Source organism: Pseudomonas sp. GM33 (assembly GCF_000282295.1).
GTDB classification, from domain to species: Bacteria; Pseudomonadota; Gammaproteobacteria; order Pseudomonadales; family Pseudomonadaceae; genus Aquipseudomonas; species Aquipseudomonas laurylsulfatiphila.
Genome location: NZ_AKJO01000075.1, coordinates 1 through 15,264 on the forward strand (window position 1 = coordinate 1; position 15,264 = coordinate 15,264).

The following is a 15,264-nucleotide window of genomic DNA, read 5'->3' on the forward strand; positions in this document are numbered from 1 at the left end:
CAGGCTCGCTCCTACAGGGGCTCGCATTACTCGCCCAGAATCTGCCCTACGGTCGGGTCCTTGAACAGGCGGGTCAACGCATCGCTCAGCACATCGCTGACCAGCTTGGTGTTGGTTTCCTGGTTCGGCGCCATGCCGAAGCGCTGGTCCAGGGACGAACCATAACGGCCGCTGTAGCGACGGTTGGCGTTCTGCACATCCGAGCGGAACGTTGCGCCGATGGTGGCTTCGGTCACGTACATGCCTTCCTTGGGCGACTGGTACTTCAGTTCCGCCAGGGTCACGGTCAGTTGCGGCGCATTCATGGCGTTGTTCGTCGGGGTAAAGCCCAACAGACGCACGGCGGCTTCAGCCTGGGCCTGCAGCTTCGGCAGGATCTGCGCGCCCTGCACGGTGATCGCGCTGGTTTCCGGGTACAGGCCACCACGGGTGCCCAGCGTCGGCGACGGGCGACCGTCCACGACACGCACCACGACGGGCTGGCCATGGCCGACCGGGGCCAACTGCGCGGTCAGCTTGGGTTCCGGGCTCAGTTGTTGCGGGCTGTGGGCGCAGCCAACCAGGGTCAAACTGGTCACAGTGATCAAACCGAACAACAGGCGTTGCAACATGCTCTTCTCTCCAGAATCGGGCACAAACAGGCCGGCAGTATAGCGGTGCGCCACTGTGGGGAACCAGCACCTCACAGTGTTTGATGAAATCTCTGACAAACCCTGGGGACTGCAGTTCATGTCACACAGATGTCACCACTCCTACACTTGCACGTAACGGCCTACGGGCAATCTTCCCGGCAATCACCCACACGGTACTTCACCATGCGCCATCTGATCTCTCTGTTCGCGCCACGCCCGTTGCACCGTTGCTTCGCCCAGCTCGACCGCAACGGCCACTGCCAGGCCTTCAAGCAGTGCAGCTTGCAGCCCATGGGAGATGGCTGGGTTGAAATCGAGGAAATCCGCCTGAACTGGTTGAATCAGCCGCTGCCAGCCGGCGCTCGCGTCGTTTCGCAACCGCACCAGCCACGCTCGCGTGCACAGCAACTGCTGACGACCTGACCAAACACCTAATAAAAGTCATAAAACACGACCATTTCCCTGCGTTTCTTAGATACAATCTCCCCCCGATTATAAGGACGTCTCCTGATCGGGCCTCGCAGCATCGTCAATGCGCTTGTGTTGACCCCCCGCTCCGCCCACAGAGAGCCGCCCACACAGATCGAGTGAAGCTGGCGCGCTTGCTGTTTTGTTGAGCAAAACCTCCGCTTTTCGCGAATCTGCAGAGCTGTCATTACGCTCGGTCACTGAGCTGTTTGCCCGTTTTTGCCTGCCCTGTATCCCATGGCGGCAATCCACCCGGGCACGGTGCCAGGCTGGGACAGCCCTTTTTGAGGTTCACGTCTTCAAAAGAGCGTGAAAAAAACGGGTTTTCACAACTTCACAAGAGTGTGGCGAGCAAATGAATAGTTTTGCGTCTGAACATGCACCATTAGCGTCTACAACAGCCCAACGACACAGGACCGAGTATTCCTCGAACACCGGAGCCTGAAGCCTGTCCGCTACGGATTTGGTTGCACAAACGGATGTATCGACCATAAGTCGAATTGCCAGTCGCACGTTGAAATGAGTCCATAGGGCTCTTATTAGACCCGGCAGGTAGCGTCCGTCGAAGTTGCGATAAATTGCGAAGATTCGGACATGGCGATACTGCCATGGATACCTTGGGGCCACACTGACACGCCCCGGAACACCTGGCAGCCATGCCGACAATTTGGTGCTGCAGATTTTGGAGACGCGTTAAATGGCGCATAACGAAGCAGTCGACGTAGTACTGGTTGGGGCCGGCATCATGAGTGCCACCCTTGCAGTCCTGCTCAAAGAGCTCGACCCCGCGATCAAGCTGGAAGTCGTCGAGCTGATGGATTCCGGTGCCGCGGAGAGTTCCAACCCGTGGAACAACGCCGGTACCGGTCACGCCGGGCTGTGTGAGCTCAACTACACGCCGCAGGCAGCCGATGGCGCCGTCGACATCAAGAAAGCCGTGCACATCAACACCCAGTTCGAGGTGTCGAAGCAGTTCTGGTCGTACCTGACCAAAAAAGGCACGTTCGGCTCGTGCAAATCGTTTATCAGCCCGGTGCCACACCTGAGTTTCGTGCAGGGCGACAGCGGCGTGTCCTTCCTCAAGGAACGCTTCAAGGTGCTGAGCAAGCACCACGCCTTCGCCGACATGGAATACACCGAAGACAAGGCGACAATGGCAGAGTGGATGCCATTGATGATGCCTGGGCGCGACCCCGGCGAAACCCTTGCCGCCACCCGAGTGATCAATGGTACCGACGTCAACTTCGGCGCCTTGACCAACCAGTTGCTCAAGCACCTGACCAGCGCACCCGATGCCCAGGTCAAGTACTGCAAGCGCGTGACCGGCCTCAAGCGCAACAACGGCGGCTGGACCGTCAGCATCAAGGACGTCAACAGCGGCAACACCCGTGAAGTCGACGCCAAATTCGTCTTCCTCGGCGCTGGTGGCGCGGCACTGCCGCTGCTGCAAGCCTCGGGCATCGAAGAGAGCAAAGGCTTCGGCGGCTTCCCGATCAGCGGCCAGTGGCTGCGCTGCGACAACCCGGAAGTGGTCAAGCACCACCAGGCCAAGGTCTACAGCCAGGCTGCCGTAGGTTCACCGCCAATGTCCGTGCCGCACCTGGACACCCGCGTGGTCGATGGCAAGAAGTCGCTGCTGTTCGGACCGTACGCCGGTTTCACCACCAAGTTCCTCAAGCACGGCTCCTTCATGGACCTGCCGCTGTCGGTTCGCGCCGGCAACATCGGCCCGATGCTCGCCGTGGCGAAAAACAACATGGACCTGACCAAGTACCTGGTCAGCGAAGTGATGCAGTCGATGGAGCAGCGCCTGGAGTCCCTTCGTCGCTTCTACCCGGAAGCGAAAGCCGAAGACTGGCGCCTGGAAGTGGCCGGCCAACGGGTACAGATCATCAAGAAAGACCCGAAAAAAGGCGGCATCCTGCAATTCGGTACCGAACTGGTCGCGGCCAAGGACGGTTCCCTGGCTGCACTGCTCGGCGCTTCGCCAGGTGCATCGGTGACTGTTTCGATCATGCTCGAGCTGATCGAGAAATGCTTCCCGAGCAAAGCCAAGGGCGAATGGGCAGGCAAACTGGCAGAAATCTTCCCGGCCCGGGAGAAGGTTCTGGAAACCGACGCTGCGTTGTATCGCAAGATCAACACGCAGAACAACGTTGCCCTGGAACTGGTTGAAGCCAGCAGCGAGACCGAAAGCTACGCTTGATTCGGCCCCATGAAAAAACGCCCCGTTCTCACTGAGGACGGGGCGTTTTTTTATGCCTTTGAAAGATCGCAGCCTCGCTTCGCTCGACAGCTCCTACAGGAACAACCGATCTCTGGATCTTAACCGCGAACCTTCTCGATCAACTCGATGTAGTCCGGCGCGTTGCGCTGATCCTTGATCAGGGCAACAAAGTCATTGCCGTGCTCATCCTTGCCATTCACGTCGTAACCGGCTTCGACGAAGAACGTCAGGAAACGCTCGAAATCGTCGATGCGCAGGCCACGGTAAGCCTTGACCAGTTTGTGCAGGGACGGAGAAGTCGCGTCGACCGGTTCGAAATCGAGGAACAACTTGATCTGCTCATCGCCGATCTCGTCACCAATCACTTGTTTTTTATCTTTACGCATTGCCGACTCCAGCTCGCAGACATTTCACGGGGCGGGCAGTTTACCCCCGCGCAGGCACAGGGCTCAACGCGCACGAGTGCTGCCGGTATGCAGATCGGCCCAGACATGGCCATTGGCGTAGCTGAGAAACTGGCAATACACCGTCTCGTTACGCAGCAAGTCGATCACCACCCGGTATTGCGCCAGCGGGTAATAAAGGGTCAGGGTCTTGCTCGACTCATCGTAAATCGGCTTCTTCAGGCTCTTGCTTTCACCATCGAAGTTGACCAGCACCTGACTGATGTTAGCGCCCTTGTTCAGGGATTTGCCCTTGAGACGAATCAGCAACGGCGAAGTGACCGGAATCGGCTGTTGAGTGGATTGACGCTGAGCGCCGACCACCACCGAATAATCGGTGACCTGCATCAGTTGCTGCTGCTCGGGATCAGCAGCGCGCAAAGTGAGATCGTCCGGCGGCAGGAATTGACTGTGCATGGGCGCCGGGGCGGCGGCCAAGGGCAGGCTGAGGGTCAGCAACAGCGCGGCGCAGCTGCGGATAAAAGGGTTCATGGCAGGCTCCGGAATCGGGGCCGGGCACTCTAGCATGGGCGAGCGGACGTGGGGCTGTGAACGCGACACCCTGTGGGAGCGGGCTTGCTCGCGAAAGCGGTGTGTCAGTCGCCTTGATGTTGACTGACACACCGCTTTCGCGAGCAAGCCCGCTCCCACAGGAAGAAAATCAATCGAACTGCGCGTGCATCCAGGCCTGATACTCGGCAACACCGGGCTCGCCTTCGCGCGGCGCCCAATGCGCCAGCTCACCTTCACCGACAGGACGGTAAGGACCAGCCTTGCATTCGAACATCAGGCTATCGGCTTCCAGCACCACCAAGCCGTGGAATACGCCAGTTGGCAGATCCACACCCACACAGTCGCCACCGGCCTGCAGAACTGTCTTGCTCAGCACGGCGCCGGCTTCGTCGAAAATCAACACGCCGAGGCGGCCTTTGAGGACCAACAGGGTTTCGGCCTTGTTGTCGCCCAAGTGCCGGTGAGGCGGGATATAGGTGGACGGCTGCAGCCCCACCGCCATGCGATGGCAAGCGTCTTCCATCTGATGGAAATTATGGTGTTGGCGCCCGCGAGGATTGGCCGCGGCTTTCCCCGCCAGCTCGGCGAACAAGGTCTGATCCAGAAAACGCGGCATATCCATGTCTTACATTCCTTTAACGGCGAAAATCCCGTTGGCGTTACGCCAGTAGCCTTTGTAGTCCATACCGTAACCGAAGATGTAGCGGTCGACGCACGGCAGACCGACGAAATCGGCCTTGAGGTCCGGACGGGCCTTGCGGTCGTGGTCTTTATCAATCAGCACGGCGGTGTGCACTTTACGTGCGCCAGCGTGTTTGCAGAAGTCGATGATTGCACCCAGGGTGTGCCCTTCGTCGAGGATGTCGTCGATGATCAAGACATCACGGTCGATGAAGGAAACTTCCGGCTTGGCCTTCCAGAACAGGTCGCCGCCGCTGGTTTCGTTGCGATAGCGGGTAGCGTGCAGGTAGGACGCTTCCAGCGGGAAGTGCAGATAGGTCAGCAGCTTGCCGGAGAAAATCAGCCCGCCGTTCATCACGCAGAACACCACCGGGTTGGAATCCGCCAGTTGATCGTTGATTTGTGCACCGACGCGGGCGATGGCCGCCTCGACTTCAGCTTCGGTGTACAGGCAGTCAGCCTCTCGCATGATTTGACGGATATGCTCGAGATCAGCGGACATGGTGCTCTCCAGGGGATGGCGGATTCGGGAAAAGCGGGCAAAGGTACGCATCAAGCGAGGCCAGATCAAGCGTTTGTGGACTAACGTACTGTATGTCTATAGGACAACACCCTCGGATAGATTAATCTAGGCCGGTTTTTTTGCCCGCCGCCGGAGCCTTTCCCCATGCCCATCCATGAGATCCGCCACCCGCTGATCCGTCATAAACTTGGCCTTATGCGCCGCGCAGACATCAGCACCAAGAATTTCCGTGAGCTCGCTCAGGAAGTCGGCGCCCTGTTGACCTATGAAGCCACCAAAGACCTGCCGCTGGAATCCTACGATATCGATGGCTGGTGCGGCACTGTGTCGGTCGAGAAAATCGCCGGCAAGAAAATTACCGTGGTACCGATCCTGCGTGCCGGCATCGGCATGCTCGAAGGCGTGCTCAGCCTGATCCCGGGCGCCAAAGTCAGCGCCGTGGGCGTGGCCCGCAACGAGGAAACCCTCGAGGCCCACACCTACCTCGAGAAGCTGGTGCCGGAAATCGACGAACGCCTGGCCATGATCATCGACCCGATGCTCGCCACCGGCGGCTCGATGGTTGCAACCATCGACCTGCTGAAAAAAGCCGGCTGCAAGGACATCCGCGCCATGGTGCTGGTCGCTGCGCCAGAAGGTATTGCCGTGGTCGAGAAGGCTCACCCGGACGTGATCATCTATACCGCGTCCATTGATCAAAAACTGAACGAACATGGCTACATCATCCCGGGGCTGGGCGATGCCGGTGACAAGATCTTCGGCACCAAGCAGAAGGACGCGTGAGCATGCAGCAAGAGTTCAACGATCCGCTCTGGCGCACGGTGCTGTCGGGTGCACAGATGCTGTTCGTGGCCTTCGGTGCCCTGGTGTTGATGCCGCTGATCACCGGTCTCGACCCGAACGTGGCGCTGTTCACGGCCGGCCTGGGGACGATCCTGTTCCAGATCGTCACCGGGCGTCAGGTGCCGGTGTTCCTGGCATCGAGCTTTGCCTTCATTACCCCGATCATTCTCGCCAAGGGCCAGTTCGGCCTGGCCGCGACCATGGGCGGCGTGATGGCGGCAGGTTTCGTCTATACCTTCCTCGGCCTCGCGGTGAAAATCAAAGGCACCGGTTTCATCGACCGCCTGCTGCCACCGGTGGTGATCGGGCCGGTGATCATTTCGATTGGCCTGGCGATGGCACCGATTGCCGCCAACATGGCCATGGGCAAGGCCGGTGACGGCAGTGAATTGATTCATTACCAGACGGCGATGATGATCTCGATGCCTGCGCTGCTGACCACGCTGATCGTTGCGGTTTTCGGCAAGGGCATCTTCCGCCTGGTGCCGATCATTTCCGGCGTGCTGGTCGGCTTCGGCATGTCGTTCTACTTCGGCGTGGTCGATACCGCGAAGATCGCTGCGGCCCCCTGGTTCGCCATTCCTCACTTCACTGCGCCGGAATTCAACTGGCAGGCGATCCTGTTCATCGTTCCGGTGGCTTTGGCCCCGGCAATCGAACACATCGGCGGCGTGATTGCCGTGGGTAGCGTGACCGGTCGCGATTACCTGAAGAAACCCGGCCTGCACCGCACCCTGCTCGGCGACGGCATTGCCACCACGGCGGCCGGTCTGTTTGGCGGCCCGCCCAACACCACTTACGCCGAAGTGACCGGCGCGGTCATGCTGACCAAGAACTACAACCCGAAAATCATGACCTGGGCGGCGATCTTCGCCATCAGCCTGGCGTTCATCGGCAAGTTCGGCGCACTACTGCAAAGTATTCCGGTACCGGTGATGGGCGGGATTCTGTGCCTGTTGTTCGGCTCGATTGCCGCGGTGGGGATGAACACGTTGATCCGCCACAAGATCGATCTGGGCGAGGCGCGCAACCTGGTGATTGTGTCGGTGACCCTGGTGTTCGGGATCGGCGGCGTGCTGATCGGCACCGGCACCGGGCCGGACGACTTCGGCCTCAAAGGCATCGCGCTGTGCGCGGTGGTGGCGATTGGCTTGAACCTGATCCTGCCGGGCAATGACAGCTGGAAGCACAAGAAGGCGAATGAGCCGCTGCTGTAGTGTTTCAAGAGCTTTGTTGTTAATGAAATATCTTTCGCGAGCAGGCTCGCTCCCACAGTCTGGAATGCATTCCCCTGTGGGAGCGAGCCTGCTCGCGAAGCTTTTAAAGCGCCAACGGCGCCCTTTCGCACAACGCACTCAACGCCCGCGCCCAATGCGGGTCGTCGTTGAGGCACGGCACCAGCACCAACTCCTCCCCCCCCGCCGCGCGGAATTGCTCCTTGCCGCGATCACCGATCTCTTCCAGGGTCTCGATGCAATCGGCAACGAACGCCGGGCACATCACCAGAATCTTTTTCACGCCGCTTTTGGCCAACTCATCGAGGCGCGCCTCGGTGTAGGGCTCGATCCATTTGGCGCGTCCCAGGCGCGACTGGAATGACACCGACCACTTGCCGTCCGGCAAACCCATGCGCTTGGCAAACTCCGATGCCGTACGCAGGCATTGCGCGCGATAGCAGGTGGCCAATACCGCTGGCGACGCGTTCTTGCAACAATCCTCATTCTTGAAGCAATGCTTCCCCGTCGGATCGAGCTTGGTCAGGTGCCGCTCCGGCAATCCGTGAAAGCTCAGCAGCAAGTGATCGTAATCCTGCTGCAAATGTGGCCTCGCGCTGGCGACCAATGCGTCGATGTATTCCGGTTGATCATAAAATGGCTGAAGAATCGACAGTTGCAGATCGAGCCCTTTTTCGCGCAGCACGCGCTTGGCTTCTGCAATCACCGTGGTGGTGGTGCTGTCGGCGAACTGTGGATAAAGCGGCGCCAGGGTTATTCGCTTATGCCCCGCCGCAGCCATGCGCACCAGCGTCGACTCGATCGACGGCTCACCGTAGCGCATCGCCAGCTCGACCGGGCCGTGCTGCCACTGGGCAGTCATGGCCTGTTGCAGGCGACGGCTGAGCACCACCAGCGGCGAGCCCTCGTCCCACCAGATCGAGGCATAGGCATGGGCCGACTGCTCGGGACGCTTGATCAGGATCAGCGACACCAGCAAACGTCGAACCGGCCATGGCAGGTCGATCACGTACGGGTCCATCAGAAATTGATTGAGGTAGCTGCGCACATCCGCCACCGAGGTGGAGGCAGGTGAACCCAGGTTGACCAGAAGCAACGCGTGATCGGTCATGCAACATCCTATTTCAAAGGCGAGCGGACAAATCATCCAGAGCCGCACGCAAATCCGTGAACTGAAAAGTGAAACCCGCCTGTAACAAGCGAACCGGCGTGGCCCGTTGGCCGCCCAGCAATAGCAAGGACAACTCGCCCAACCCGACCTTCAATACGAAGGCCGGCATCGGCATGAATGCCGGGCGATGCAGCACGCTGCCCAACGTCTTGGCAAACTCGCGGTTGCGCACCGGTTTGGGTGCGCACGCATTATAGGGACCGCTGGCCTCGTTACGATGCAGAAGAAAATCAATCAGAGCGATTTGATCGTCGATATGAATCCATGGCATCCATTGCCGGCCGTTGCCAATCGGCCCTCCCAGCCCCAGCTTGAAGGGCAGTAACAGCCGCGACAAAAAGCCGCCCTCGGCCGACAGCACCAACCCGGTTCGAATGAGGATGACGCGGATGCCCAACGCTTCAGCCCGTTGCGCGGTCTCTTCCCAGGCGATGCATAACTGGCTGGCAAAGTCTTCGCTGACCGGCCCCGAGTCCTCGGTCAGTTCGCGCTCGCCACCGTCGCCATACCAGCCGACAGCCGAACCGGAAATCAACACCCGGGGTTTCTGCTCGCGACGCTCAAGCCACGCCAGCAGGGTTTCTGTCAGCGTGATCCGGCTGCTCCACAACAAGGCTTTACGCTTGTGCGTCCAGGGTCGGTCGGCAATCGGCGCGCCGGCAAGATTGACGATCGCATCCACCGGTTCCTGCCCAAGATCCTCCAACCGGGCAATTCCACGCACCTGGGCACCACAGGTTTTCGCGACTTTTTCAGGCTTGCGACTCCAGACTGTCAGGCGATGGCCCTGCCCCGACCAGTGCCGGCAGAGCTGACGTCCTATCAAACCAGTACCGCCGGTCAGCAATATGTGCATGACTTCTTCCTCGCGTGGCGTTTTACCCTGTCCACTAGTCTATTTTTATAAGCAGGGATCTTTGGTATCGAGCAGGCTCTATGGTTAACAATAGGCCAAGCTGTCAGAACGAGAACGCTAAAAGTTATACCAAAAAACAATATTGTACAGGTTTGAACCCCGGCGTAGTCTGTACAGAAAGGTAAACGAGGCCCCTATGACTGTACCTATCGCAATCATTGGCACCGGCATTGCCGGACTCTCCGCCGCCCAGGCCCTGACGGACCTCGGGTATGTGGTTCAACTTTTCGATAAAAGCCGCGGCAGCGGCGGGCGCATGTCGAGCAAGCGCAGCGATGCGGGTGCTCTGGACATGGGCGCGCAGTATTTCACCGCCCGCGACCGCCGCTTTGTCACGGAAGTCCAACGCTGGCAGGCCAGAGGCTGGGTCGCCGAGTGGACGCCGCAGCTGTACACCTACCATGGCGGTCAGCTCAACCTGTCGCCGGACGAGCAGACCCGCTGGGTCGGTACGCCGCGCATGAGTGCCATCACCCGCGCCCTGATCGGTGATCTTGAAGTGCATTTCGCCTGCCGGATCACCGAGGTCTATCGCGGGGAAGAACACTGGCATCTGCAGGACGCCGAGGGCTTCACCCACGGACCGTTCAGCCACGTCGTAATCGCCACGCCGGCGCCGCAGGCCACGGCTCTGCTGGCATCGGCGCCGAAACTCGCAGGGGCCGCCGCCGGGGTGAAAATGGACCCGACCTGGGCCATCGCCCTGGCCTTCGAAACGCCACTGGAAACGCCCATGGAAGGCTGCTTCGTCCAGGACAGCCCACTCGACTGGCTGGCCCGCAACCGCAGCAAACCCGGGCGCGACAACACTCTCGACACTTGGGTGCTGCACGCCACGAGTGCCTGGAGCCGGCAACACATCGACCTGCCCAAGGAAGCGGTGATCGAGCAGCTGCACGGCGCGTTTGCCGAACTGCTGCACGGTTCCATGCCCGCGCCGACGTTCAGCCTCGCCCACCGCTGGCTCTACGCCCGCCCCGCCAGCAATCACGAATGGGGCACCCTGGCCGATGCCGACCTGGGGCTGTATGCCTGTGGCGACTGGTGCTTGTCCGGACGCGTCGAAGGCGCCTGGCTAAGCGGTCAGGAAGCTGCCCGCCGCTTGCATGAACACCTGCAATGAACCGTAGGAGCTGCCGAAGGCTGCGATCTTTTGATTTTGTTTTTCAAGATCAAAAGATCGCAGCCTTCGGCAGCTCCTACAGGGGGCATTGCACCCAAAAACCTATACAAAAAATTTGACTCGTATAACTTTGAATCTATGATGAAGTTATCTTGTACAGACGCAAATGTTTGTACAGGTTTAGATTCGAGGTGTTCCGATGTCCCACGTCCCCGTTAAACCGAAAATAGCCATCAGCGCCTGCCTGATGGGGCTCGATGTGCGCTTCAACGGCGGGCACAAGGAATCGCGGCTGTGCAGCCGTACCCTCACTGATTATTTCGATTTCATCCCGGTCTGCCCGGAAGTGGCCATCGGTCTCGGCGTACCTCGCCAACCGATTCGACTGGTGAGTGGTGCCGATCAACCCGAAGCCGTGGGTACCCTGGATCACAACCTGAACGTGACACAACCGCTGGCCACCTACGGCCGGGAAATGGCAGCGCAGCTGGGGGATATTTGCGGTTATATCTTCATGCAAAACTCCCCGTCCTGTGGCCTGGAGCGGGTCAAGGTCTACCACGCCAACGGCACACGAGCGGACAGTGGCGGTCGCGGGATCTACGCCCAGGCCTTCTGCCTGCTGCACCCGGACTTGCCGGTGGAGGAAGACGGCCGGCTCAACGATCCGGTGCTTCGGGAAAACTTCCTCACCCGCGTATTCGCCTACAGCGCCTGGCAGCAGCTACGCCAGGAAGGCTTGACCCGGCGCGGCCTCACGGACTTTCACTCACGCTACAAATACCTGCTGATGGCCCACAATCCGGTGCAATACAAAGCCCTGGGCCATCTACTGGGCAGCATGGGCAAAAACGATCCGCAGGAACTTGGCCCTCGATATTTCAGCGAACTGATGGCAGCGCTGAAAAAATGCGCCACCCGTCGCACCCATACCAACGTCCTGCAACACCTCAGTGGCTACCTGAAACAAGCCATCAGCCGCGAAGACAAGCAGGAAGTGCAACAGCTGATCAGCCAATACCACCAAGGCATCGTGCCGCTGGTGGTGCCGCTGACGCTGCTCAAACATCACTTTCGCCAACACCCCGATCCGTACATCGCACAGCAGGTCTATCTGCAACCGCACCCGGAAAACCTCAGCCTGCGAAACGCCATCTGATGAAAAAGACACTCGACACCAGCGCCCGCGAAGACCTCGGCGATGACTTTAAAAAGGCGCTGGACGAAGGGTGGCTGCCAATCCGTGAAGTGGCGCGCCTGACCGGCGTCAACGCCGTAACCCTGCGCGCCTGGGAGCGGCGCTACGGTCTGATCGTGCCGCAACGCACCCCCAAGGGGCATCGGCTGTTCTCGCCCGATCATGTACAACGTATCCAGGCCATCCTCACCTGGCTCAACCGTGGCGTCGCCGTCAGCCAGGTCAAGGAATTGCTCGACACGCCGCAAGTATTCAGCGAGTCCGTCGACAACGACTGGCACACCTTGCTGCTAACGCTGCTGCAGGCAGTCAGCGAATTGCAGGAACGCGCTCTGGATGACAACGTCAATCAGGCGATGGCGCTGTATCCGCCGCGAACCCTGTGCGAGCAATTGTTGATGCCTTTGCTGGCCACTCTGGAGCAACGCTGGCAGGGCCAATTCGGTGCGCAGATGGAGCGGGGCTTTTTTTGTGCCTGGCTACGCAGCAAATTCGGCGCGCGCATCTACCATAACAATCGTCAGTTGCGCACCGCGCCAATGCTGTTGATCAATCACTCGGACCTGCCCATGGAACCTCAGATGTGGCTCACGGCCTGGCTGATCAGCAGCGCGGATTGCCCGGTGGAGGTCTTCGACGGGCCGCTGCCTGTCGGCGAACTGGCTTTGGCGGTCGAACTGCTGCAACCCCGCGGGGTTTTGCTGTACTCCAGCAAGGCCATGAATCTGGTGCAACTGCCGAAACTTTTCAAAGGTGTCGGTTGCCCAAAAATGATTGCCGGACCAACGGTGTGCATCCACCACGCCGAGTTGTCCGCAAGTACCACCGAGATCACTGACTTGTACCTGGCCGAAGACCCATTGTCGGCACATCAGGCACTCGTTCAATGCAGGCTGATTTAAATGAATCGCATGGATCCCCCAATGCAATTGATCTGGCTGCGCAGCGACTTGCGCCTACATGACAACACCGCCCTCTCGGCCGCCGCGGCTCGTGGCCCCTGCGTGGCGGTGTATCTGCTGAGTCCGGAGCAATGGCTGGAACACGACGACGCACCCTGCAAAGTGGACTTCTGGCTGCGTAACCTGCGCGAGCTGAGCCGCGAACTGGGTCATCTGAACATTCCTCTGCTGATCCGCCAGGCTCCCCGCTGGGATGACGCGCCCAGCGTCTTGCTGAACCTGTGCCGGCAGTGGCAGGTGGACGCGTTGCACCTCAACGATGAGTACGGTATTCACGAGTCCCGTCGCGATGCTGCGGTCGCCCGGGCGCTACAGGCCGAAGGCATCGAAGTTCACCGCTACCTCGATCAATTGCTGTTCAAGCCGGGAAGCGTGCTGACCCGGACCGGCACTTACTTTCAGGTCTTCAGCCAGTTCCGCAAAGTCTGCTACGAACGACTGCACCACTCGCTGCCCGGCCTGGTCCGCGCGCCGCACAAACAAGCGCCGCTGAACATTGCCAGCGATGCGGTCCCCTTGAGCGTCGAAGGTTTCGCAACGCCCGGTGACCCTCTGAGCAGCCTGTGGCCGGCCGGCGAAACCGAAGCCCGACGTCGCCTCGACAGCTTTAGCGAAGCGCAGATCGACCACTACCAGAACGAACGCGACTTCCCGGCAAAACCCGGCACCAGCCAGCTCTCGGCCTATCTTGCCGCCGGGGTGATTTCACCACGCCAATGCCTGCACGCCGCGTTGAACAGCAATCAGGGCGAGTTCGAAAGCGGCAACACAGGCGCCGTCACCTGGATCAACGAACTGCTGTGGCGCGAATTCTACAAACACATCCTGGTGGGCTACCCGCGAGTGTCCCGGCACCGTGCGTTTCGCCCGGAAACCGAAGCGCTGGCCTGGCGCAACGCTCCCGATGAACTGGCGGCCTGGCAACAGGCGCGCACCGGCTTGCCGATCATCGACGCCGCCATGCGCCAACTCTTGGCCACCGGCTGGATGCACAACCGCCTGCGCATGGTGGTGGCGATGTTCCTGACCAAGAACCTGCTGATCGACTGGCGCGAAGGCGAACGCTTTTTCATGCGTCACCTGATCGATGGCGACCTGGCGGCGAACAATGGTGGCTGGCAATGGAGCTCTTCCACCGGTACCGACTCGGCGCCTTACTTCCGGATTTTCAACCCGCTGAGCCAGTCGGAAAAATTCGATCCCGAAGGTGTGTTCATCAAGCAATGGCTGCCGGAGCTGGCAGGGCTGAATAAAAAAGACGTGCACAACCCCGCCAATCTCGGCGGCCTTTTTGGTGGGGTGGATTACCCTTCACCGATCGTCGACTTGAGCACATCCCGTACGCGTGCGTTGACGGCGTTCAAAAATCTGCCGTCACGCCAATACGTCGGCGTTGGATCATGAATGACCGCCACCGGGGTTACCTCGATGCCGGGGCTCTGCTTTATAAATGTTTACCCATATTGGGCCGGGCAATGGCCTGGCTGAAAAGGAGATTGGGATGAGTCGTACACTCGCACGACGATACTGGCTGACCGGTGCCAGCAGTGGCATTGGTGCGGCCCTGGCCGAAGAAATCCTGAAAACCGGTGCGCACCTGGCCGTCAGTTCGCGCTCGGTAGCGCAGTTGAAAGTCTTGTCGCAACGCTATCCGGGGCAAGTGCTGATGGTGGCCGGTGACCTGACCAACAGCCAGACCGTGCGCGAGATCGGTGAGCAGATTGCCGAGGACTGGGGCTCGCTGGACACCGTGATACTCAATGCCGGCACCAGCGAGTACGTGGATGCCAAGCAGTTCGATGCGTCCATTGTCGAGCATGTGTTGCGTACCAACCTGTTGGCCAGTAGTTATTGCATCGATGCCGCCCTGCCTTTGCTGCGTGCCGGTACCGCACCCCATTTGGTGGCCATGGCCAGTACGGTCACTTACCTGCCGCTGCCCGAGGCAGAAGCGTATGGCACCTCAAAAGCCGGGCTGCGTTACCTGTTCGAATCCCTGCGCATCGACCTGGCCCCTGAAGGCATAGAACTCACGGTGATCAACCCTGGGCCTGTCGAAACGCCGCTGAGGGCGAAAAACGACTTTCCCATGCCCTTGAGCTGGCCGGTGGAGAAAGCTGCGCGACACATCTTCGAAAAGCTCAAGGACCGCCCGCTGGAAATCGCTTTCCCGGCTGCGTTCATGGCCGCCCTCTGGCCGCTGTCCAAACGGCCGGACCAAGTGAAACTGGAGATCGGCAAGCGCATGGTGCGCAGCCAGCCACCGATCAAGGACCAACCCTGAAAGTCGCCATCATCGGCAGCGGCATCCCGGACGTTCCGATACCTG

At 59.9% G+C, this 15,264-nt stretch carries 16 protein-coding genes and 1 pseudogene; 10 read left to right on the plus strand and 7 right to left on the minus strand.

What is annotated here, in order from left to right:
- Positions 1-26 precede the first annotated feature (26 nt).
- The gene (locus PMI26_RS17475) at positions 27-611 is read right to left on the minus strand and encodes a YajG family lipoprotein (RefSeq protein WP_007973847.1); all 585 of its coding nucleotides are present in this window, start codon (positions 609-611) and stop codon (positions 27-29) included.
- 204 nt (positions 612-815) lie between these two features.
- On the opposite strand from PMI26_RS17475, the gene PMI26_RS17470 reads away from it, so the two are divergent.
- A complete protein-coding gene (locus tag PMI26_RS17470; RefSeq protein WP_007973848.1) occupies positions 816-1,055 on the plus strand; it encodes a hypothetical protein in 240 nt (79 codons plus the stop codon).
- Positions 1,056-1,797: 742 nt separating this feature from the next.
- Positions 1,798-3,306: a malate dehydrogenase (quinone) gene (mqo, locus tag PMI26_RS17465; protein ID WP_007973849.1), complete on the plus strand. Its 1,509-nt coding sequence runs from the start codon at positions 1,798-1,800 to the stop codon at positions 3,304-3,306.
- A 119-nt stretch (positions 3,307-3,425) separates the two neighbouring features.
- On the opposite strand, the gene PMI26_RS17460 is transcribed toward mqo, so the two are convergent.
- The 4 genes from PMI26_RS17460 to PMI26_RS17445 form a co-directional block, all read right to left on the minus strand.
- A complete protein-coding gene (locus tag PMI26_RS17460; protein WP_007973850.1) occupies positions 3,426-3,713 on the minus strand; it encodes a PA4642 family protein in 288 nt (95 codons plus the stop codon).
- 63 nt (positions 3,714-3,776) lie between these two features.
- A complete protein-coding gene (locus PMI26_RS17455; protein ID WP_007973851.1) occupies positions 3,777-4,262 on the minus strand; it encodes a hypothetical protein in 486 nt (161 codons plus the stop codon).
- A 169-nt stretch (positions 4,263-4,431) separates the two neighbouring features.
- Positions 4,432-4,905 carry a WbuC family cupin fold metalloprotein gene (locus PMI26_RS17450; protein ID WP_007973852.1) on the minus strand — a complete coding sequence of 158 codons (474 nt, stop codon included), beginning with the start codon at positions 4,903-4,905 and terminating at the stop codon, positions 4,432-4,434.
- Between the two features lie 3 nt (positions 4,906-4,908).
- Positions 4,909-5,466 carry a hypoxanthine-guanine phosphoribosyltransferase gene (locus tag PMI26_RS17445; RefSeq protein ID WP_007973854.1) on the minus strand — a complete coding sequence of 186 codons (558 nt, stop codon included), beginning with the start codon at positions 5,464-5,466 and terminating at the stop codon, positions 4,909-4,911.
- Between the two features lie 165 nt (positions 5,467-5,631).
- Between PMI26_RS17445 and upp the strand changes: the two genes are divergently transcribed.
- Both upp and PMI26_RS17435 read left to right on the plus strand, forming a co-directional pair.
- Positions 5,632-6,270 (plus strand): uracil phosphoribosyltransferase, encoded by a 639-nt coding sequence (upp, locus tag PMI26_RS17440; protein WP_007973856.1) that lies wholly within the window; start codon positions 5,632-5,634, stop codon positions 6,268-6,270.
- A 2-nt stretch (positions 6,271-6,272) separates the two neighbouring features.
- Positions 6,273-7,547: a uracil-xanthine permease family protein gene (locus tag PMI26_RS17435; protein WP_007973857.1), complete on the plus strand. Its 1,275-nt coding sequence runs from the start codon at positions 6,273-6,275 to the stop codon at positions 7,545-7,547.
- Between the two features lie 103 nt (positions 7,548-7,650).
- On the opposite strand, the gene hemH is transcribed toward PMI26_RS17435, so the two are convergent.
- The gene (hemH, locus tag PMI26_RS17430) at positions 7,651-8,676 is read right to left on the minus strand and encodes a ferrochelatase (protein ID WP_007973859.1); all 1,026 of its coding nucleotides are present in this window, start codon (positions 8,674-8,676) and stop codon (positions 7,651-7,653) included.
- Positions 8,677-8,689: 13 nt separating this feature from the next.
- Positions 8,690-9,592, minus strand: a complete 903-nt coding sequence (locus tag PMI26_RS17425; protein WP_007973861.1) for a TIGR01777 family oxidoreductase — start codon at positions 9,590-9,592, stop codon at positions 8,690-8,692.
- A gap of 196 nt (positions 9,593-9,788) precedes the next feature.
- Between PMI26_RS17425 and PMI26_RS17420 the strand changes: the two genes are divergently transcribed.
- The 6 genes and pseudogenes from PMI26_RS17420 to PMI26_RS17400 all read left to right on the plus strand — a co-directional run bounded on the left by PMI26_RS17420 (position 9,789) and on the right by PMI26_RS17400 (position 15,219).
- Positions 9,789-10,775, plus strand: a complete 987-nt coding sequence (locus PMI26_RS17420) for an NAD(P)/FAD-dependent oxidoreductase (RefSeq protein ID WP_007973863.1) — start codon at positions 9,789-9,791, stop codon at positions 10,773-10,775.
- A 199-nt stretch (positions 10,776-10,974) separates the two neighbouring features.
- The gene (locus PMI26_RS17415) at positions 10,975-11,934 is read left to right on the plus strand and encodes a YbgA family protein (protein WP_007973864.1); all 960 of its coding nucleotides are present in this window, start codon (positions 10,975-10,977) and stop codon (positions 11,932-11,934) included.
- Entirely contained in the window at positions 11,934-12,875 is a 942-nt protein-coding gene (locus PMI26_RS17410) for a MerR family transcriptional regulator (protein ID WP_007973866.1), read from the plus strand. Before PMI26_RS17415 ends, PMI26_RS17410 begins: the two co-directional genes overlap by 1 nt.
- 21 nt (positions 12,876-12,896) lie before the next feature.
- Complete coding sequence (gene phrB, locus PMI26_RS17405; RefSeq protein WP_007973868.1) at positions 12,897-14,339, plus strand: deoxyribodipyrimidine photo-lyase; 1,443 nt, start codon at positions 12,897-12,899, stop codon at positions 14,337-14,339.
- Between the two features lie 5 nt (positions 14,340-14,344).
- A pseudogene (locus PMI26_RS31540) lies at positions 14,345-14,440 on the plus strand (transcriptional regulator); the annotation flags it as partial.
- Positions 14,437-15,219: an SDR family NAD(P)-dependent oxidoreductase gene (locus PMI26_RS17400; protein ID WP_007973870.1), complete on the plus strand. Its 783-nt coding sequence runs from the start codon at positions 14,437-14,439 to the stop codon at positions 15,217-15,219. The pseudogene PMI26_RS31540 and the gene PMI26_RS17400, both read left to right, overlap by 4 nt.
- Positions 15,220-15,264 lie beyond the last annotated feature (45 nt).

Coding starts and splice junctions, on each gene's coding strand:
- mqo (WP_007973849.1), top strand. CDS start 1,798: ATGGCGCATAACGAAGCAGTCGACGTAGTACTGGTTGGGGCCGGCATC.
- PMI26_RS17415 (WP_007973864.1), top strand. CDS start 10,975: ATGTCCCACGTCCCCGTTAAACCGAAAATAGCCATCAGCGCCTGCCTG.
- PMI26_RS17470 (WP_007973848.1), top strand. CDS start 816: ATGCGCCATCTGATCTCTCTGTTCGCGCCACGCCCGTTGCACCGTTGC.
- PMI26_RS17400 (WP_007973870.1), top strand. CDS start 14,437: ATGAGTCGTACACTCGCACGACGATACTGGCTGACCGGTGCCAGCAGT.
- upp (WP_007973856.1), top strand. CDS start 5,632: ATGCCCATCCATGAGATCCGCCACCCGCTGATCCGTCATAAACTTGGC.
- PMI26_RS17445 (WP_007973854.1), bottom strand. CDS start 5,466: ATGTCCGCTGATCTCGAGCATATCCGTCAAATCATGCGAGAGGCTGAC.
- PMI26_RS17410 (WP_007973866.1), top strand. CDS start 11,934: ATGAAAAAGACACTCGACACCAGCGCCCGCGAAGACCTCGGCGATGAC.
- PMI26_RS17455 (WP_007973851.1), bottom strand. CDS start 4,262: ATGAACCCTTTTATCCGCAGCTGCGCCGCGCTGTTGCTGACCCTCAGC.
- PMI26_RS17420 (WP_007973863.1), top strand. CDS start 9,789: ATGACTGTACCTATCGCAATCATTGGCACCGGCATTGCCGGACTCTCC.
- PMI26_RS17435 (WP_007973857.1), top strand. CDS start 6,273: ATGCAGCAAGAGTTCAACGATCCGCTCTGGCGCACGGTGCTGTCGGGT.
- hemH (WP_007973859.1), bottom strand. CDS start 8,676: ATGACCGATCACGCGTTGCTTCTGGTCAACCTGGGTTCACCTGCCTCC.
- PMI26_RS17425 (WP_007973861.1), bottom strand. CDS start 9,592: ATGCACATATTGCTGACCGGCGGTACTGGTTTGATAGGACGTCAGCTC.
- PMI26_RS17450 (WP_007973852.1), bottom strand. CDS start 4,905: ATGGATATGCCGCGTTTTCTGGATCAGACCTTGTTCGCCGAGCTGGCG.
- phrB (WP_007973868.1), top strand. CDS start 12,897: ATGCAATTGATCTGGCTGCGCAGCGACTTGCGCCTACATGACAACACC.
- PMI26_RS17475 (WP_007973847.1), bottom strand. CDS start 611: ATGTTGCAACGCCTGTTGTTCGGTTTGATCACTGTGACCAGTTTGACC.
- PMI26_RS17460 (WP_007973850.1), bottom strand. CDS start 3,713: ATGCGTAAAGATAAAAAACAAGTGATTGGTGACGAGATCGGCGATGAG.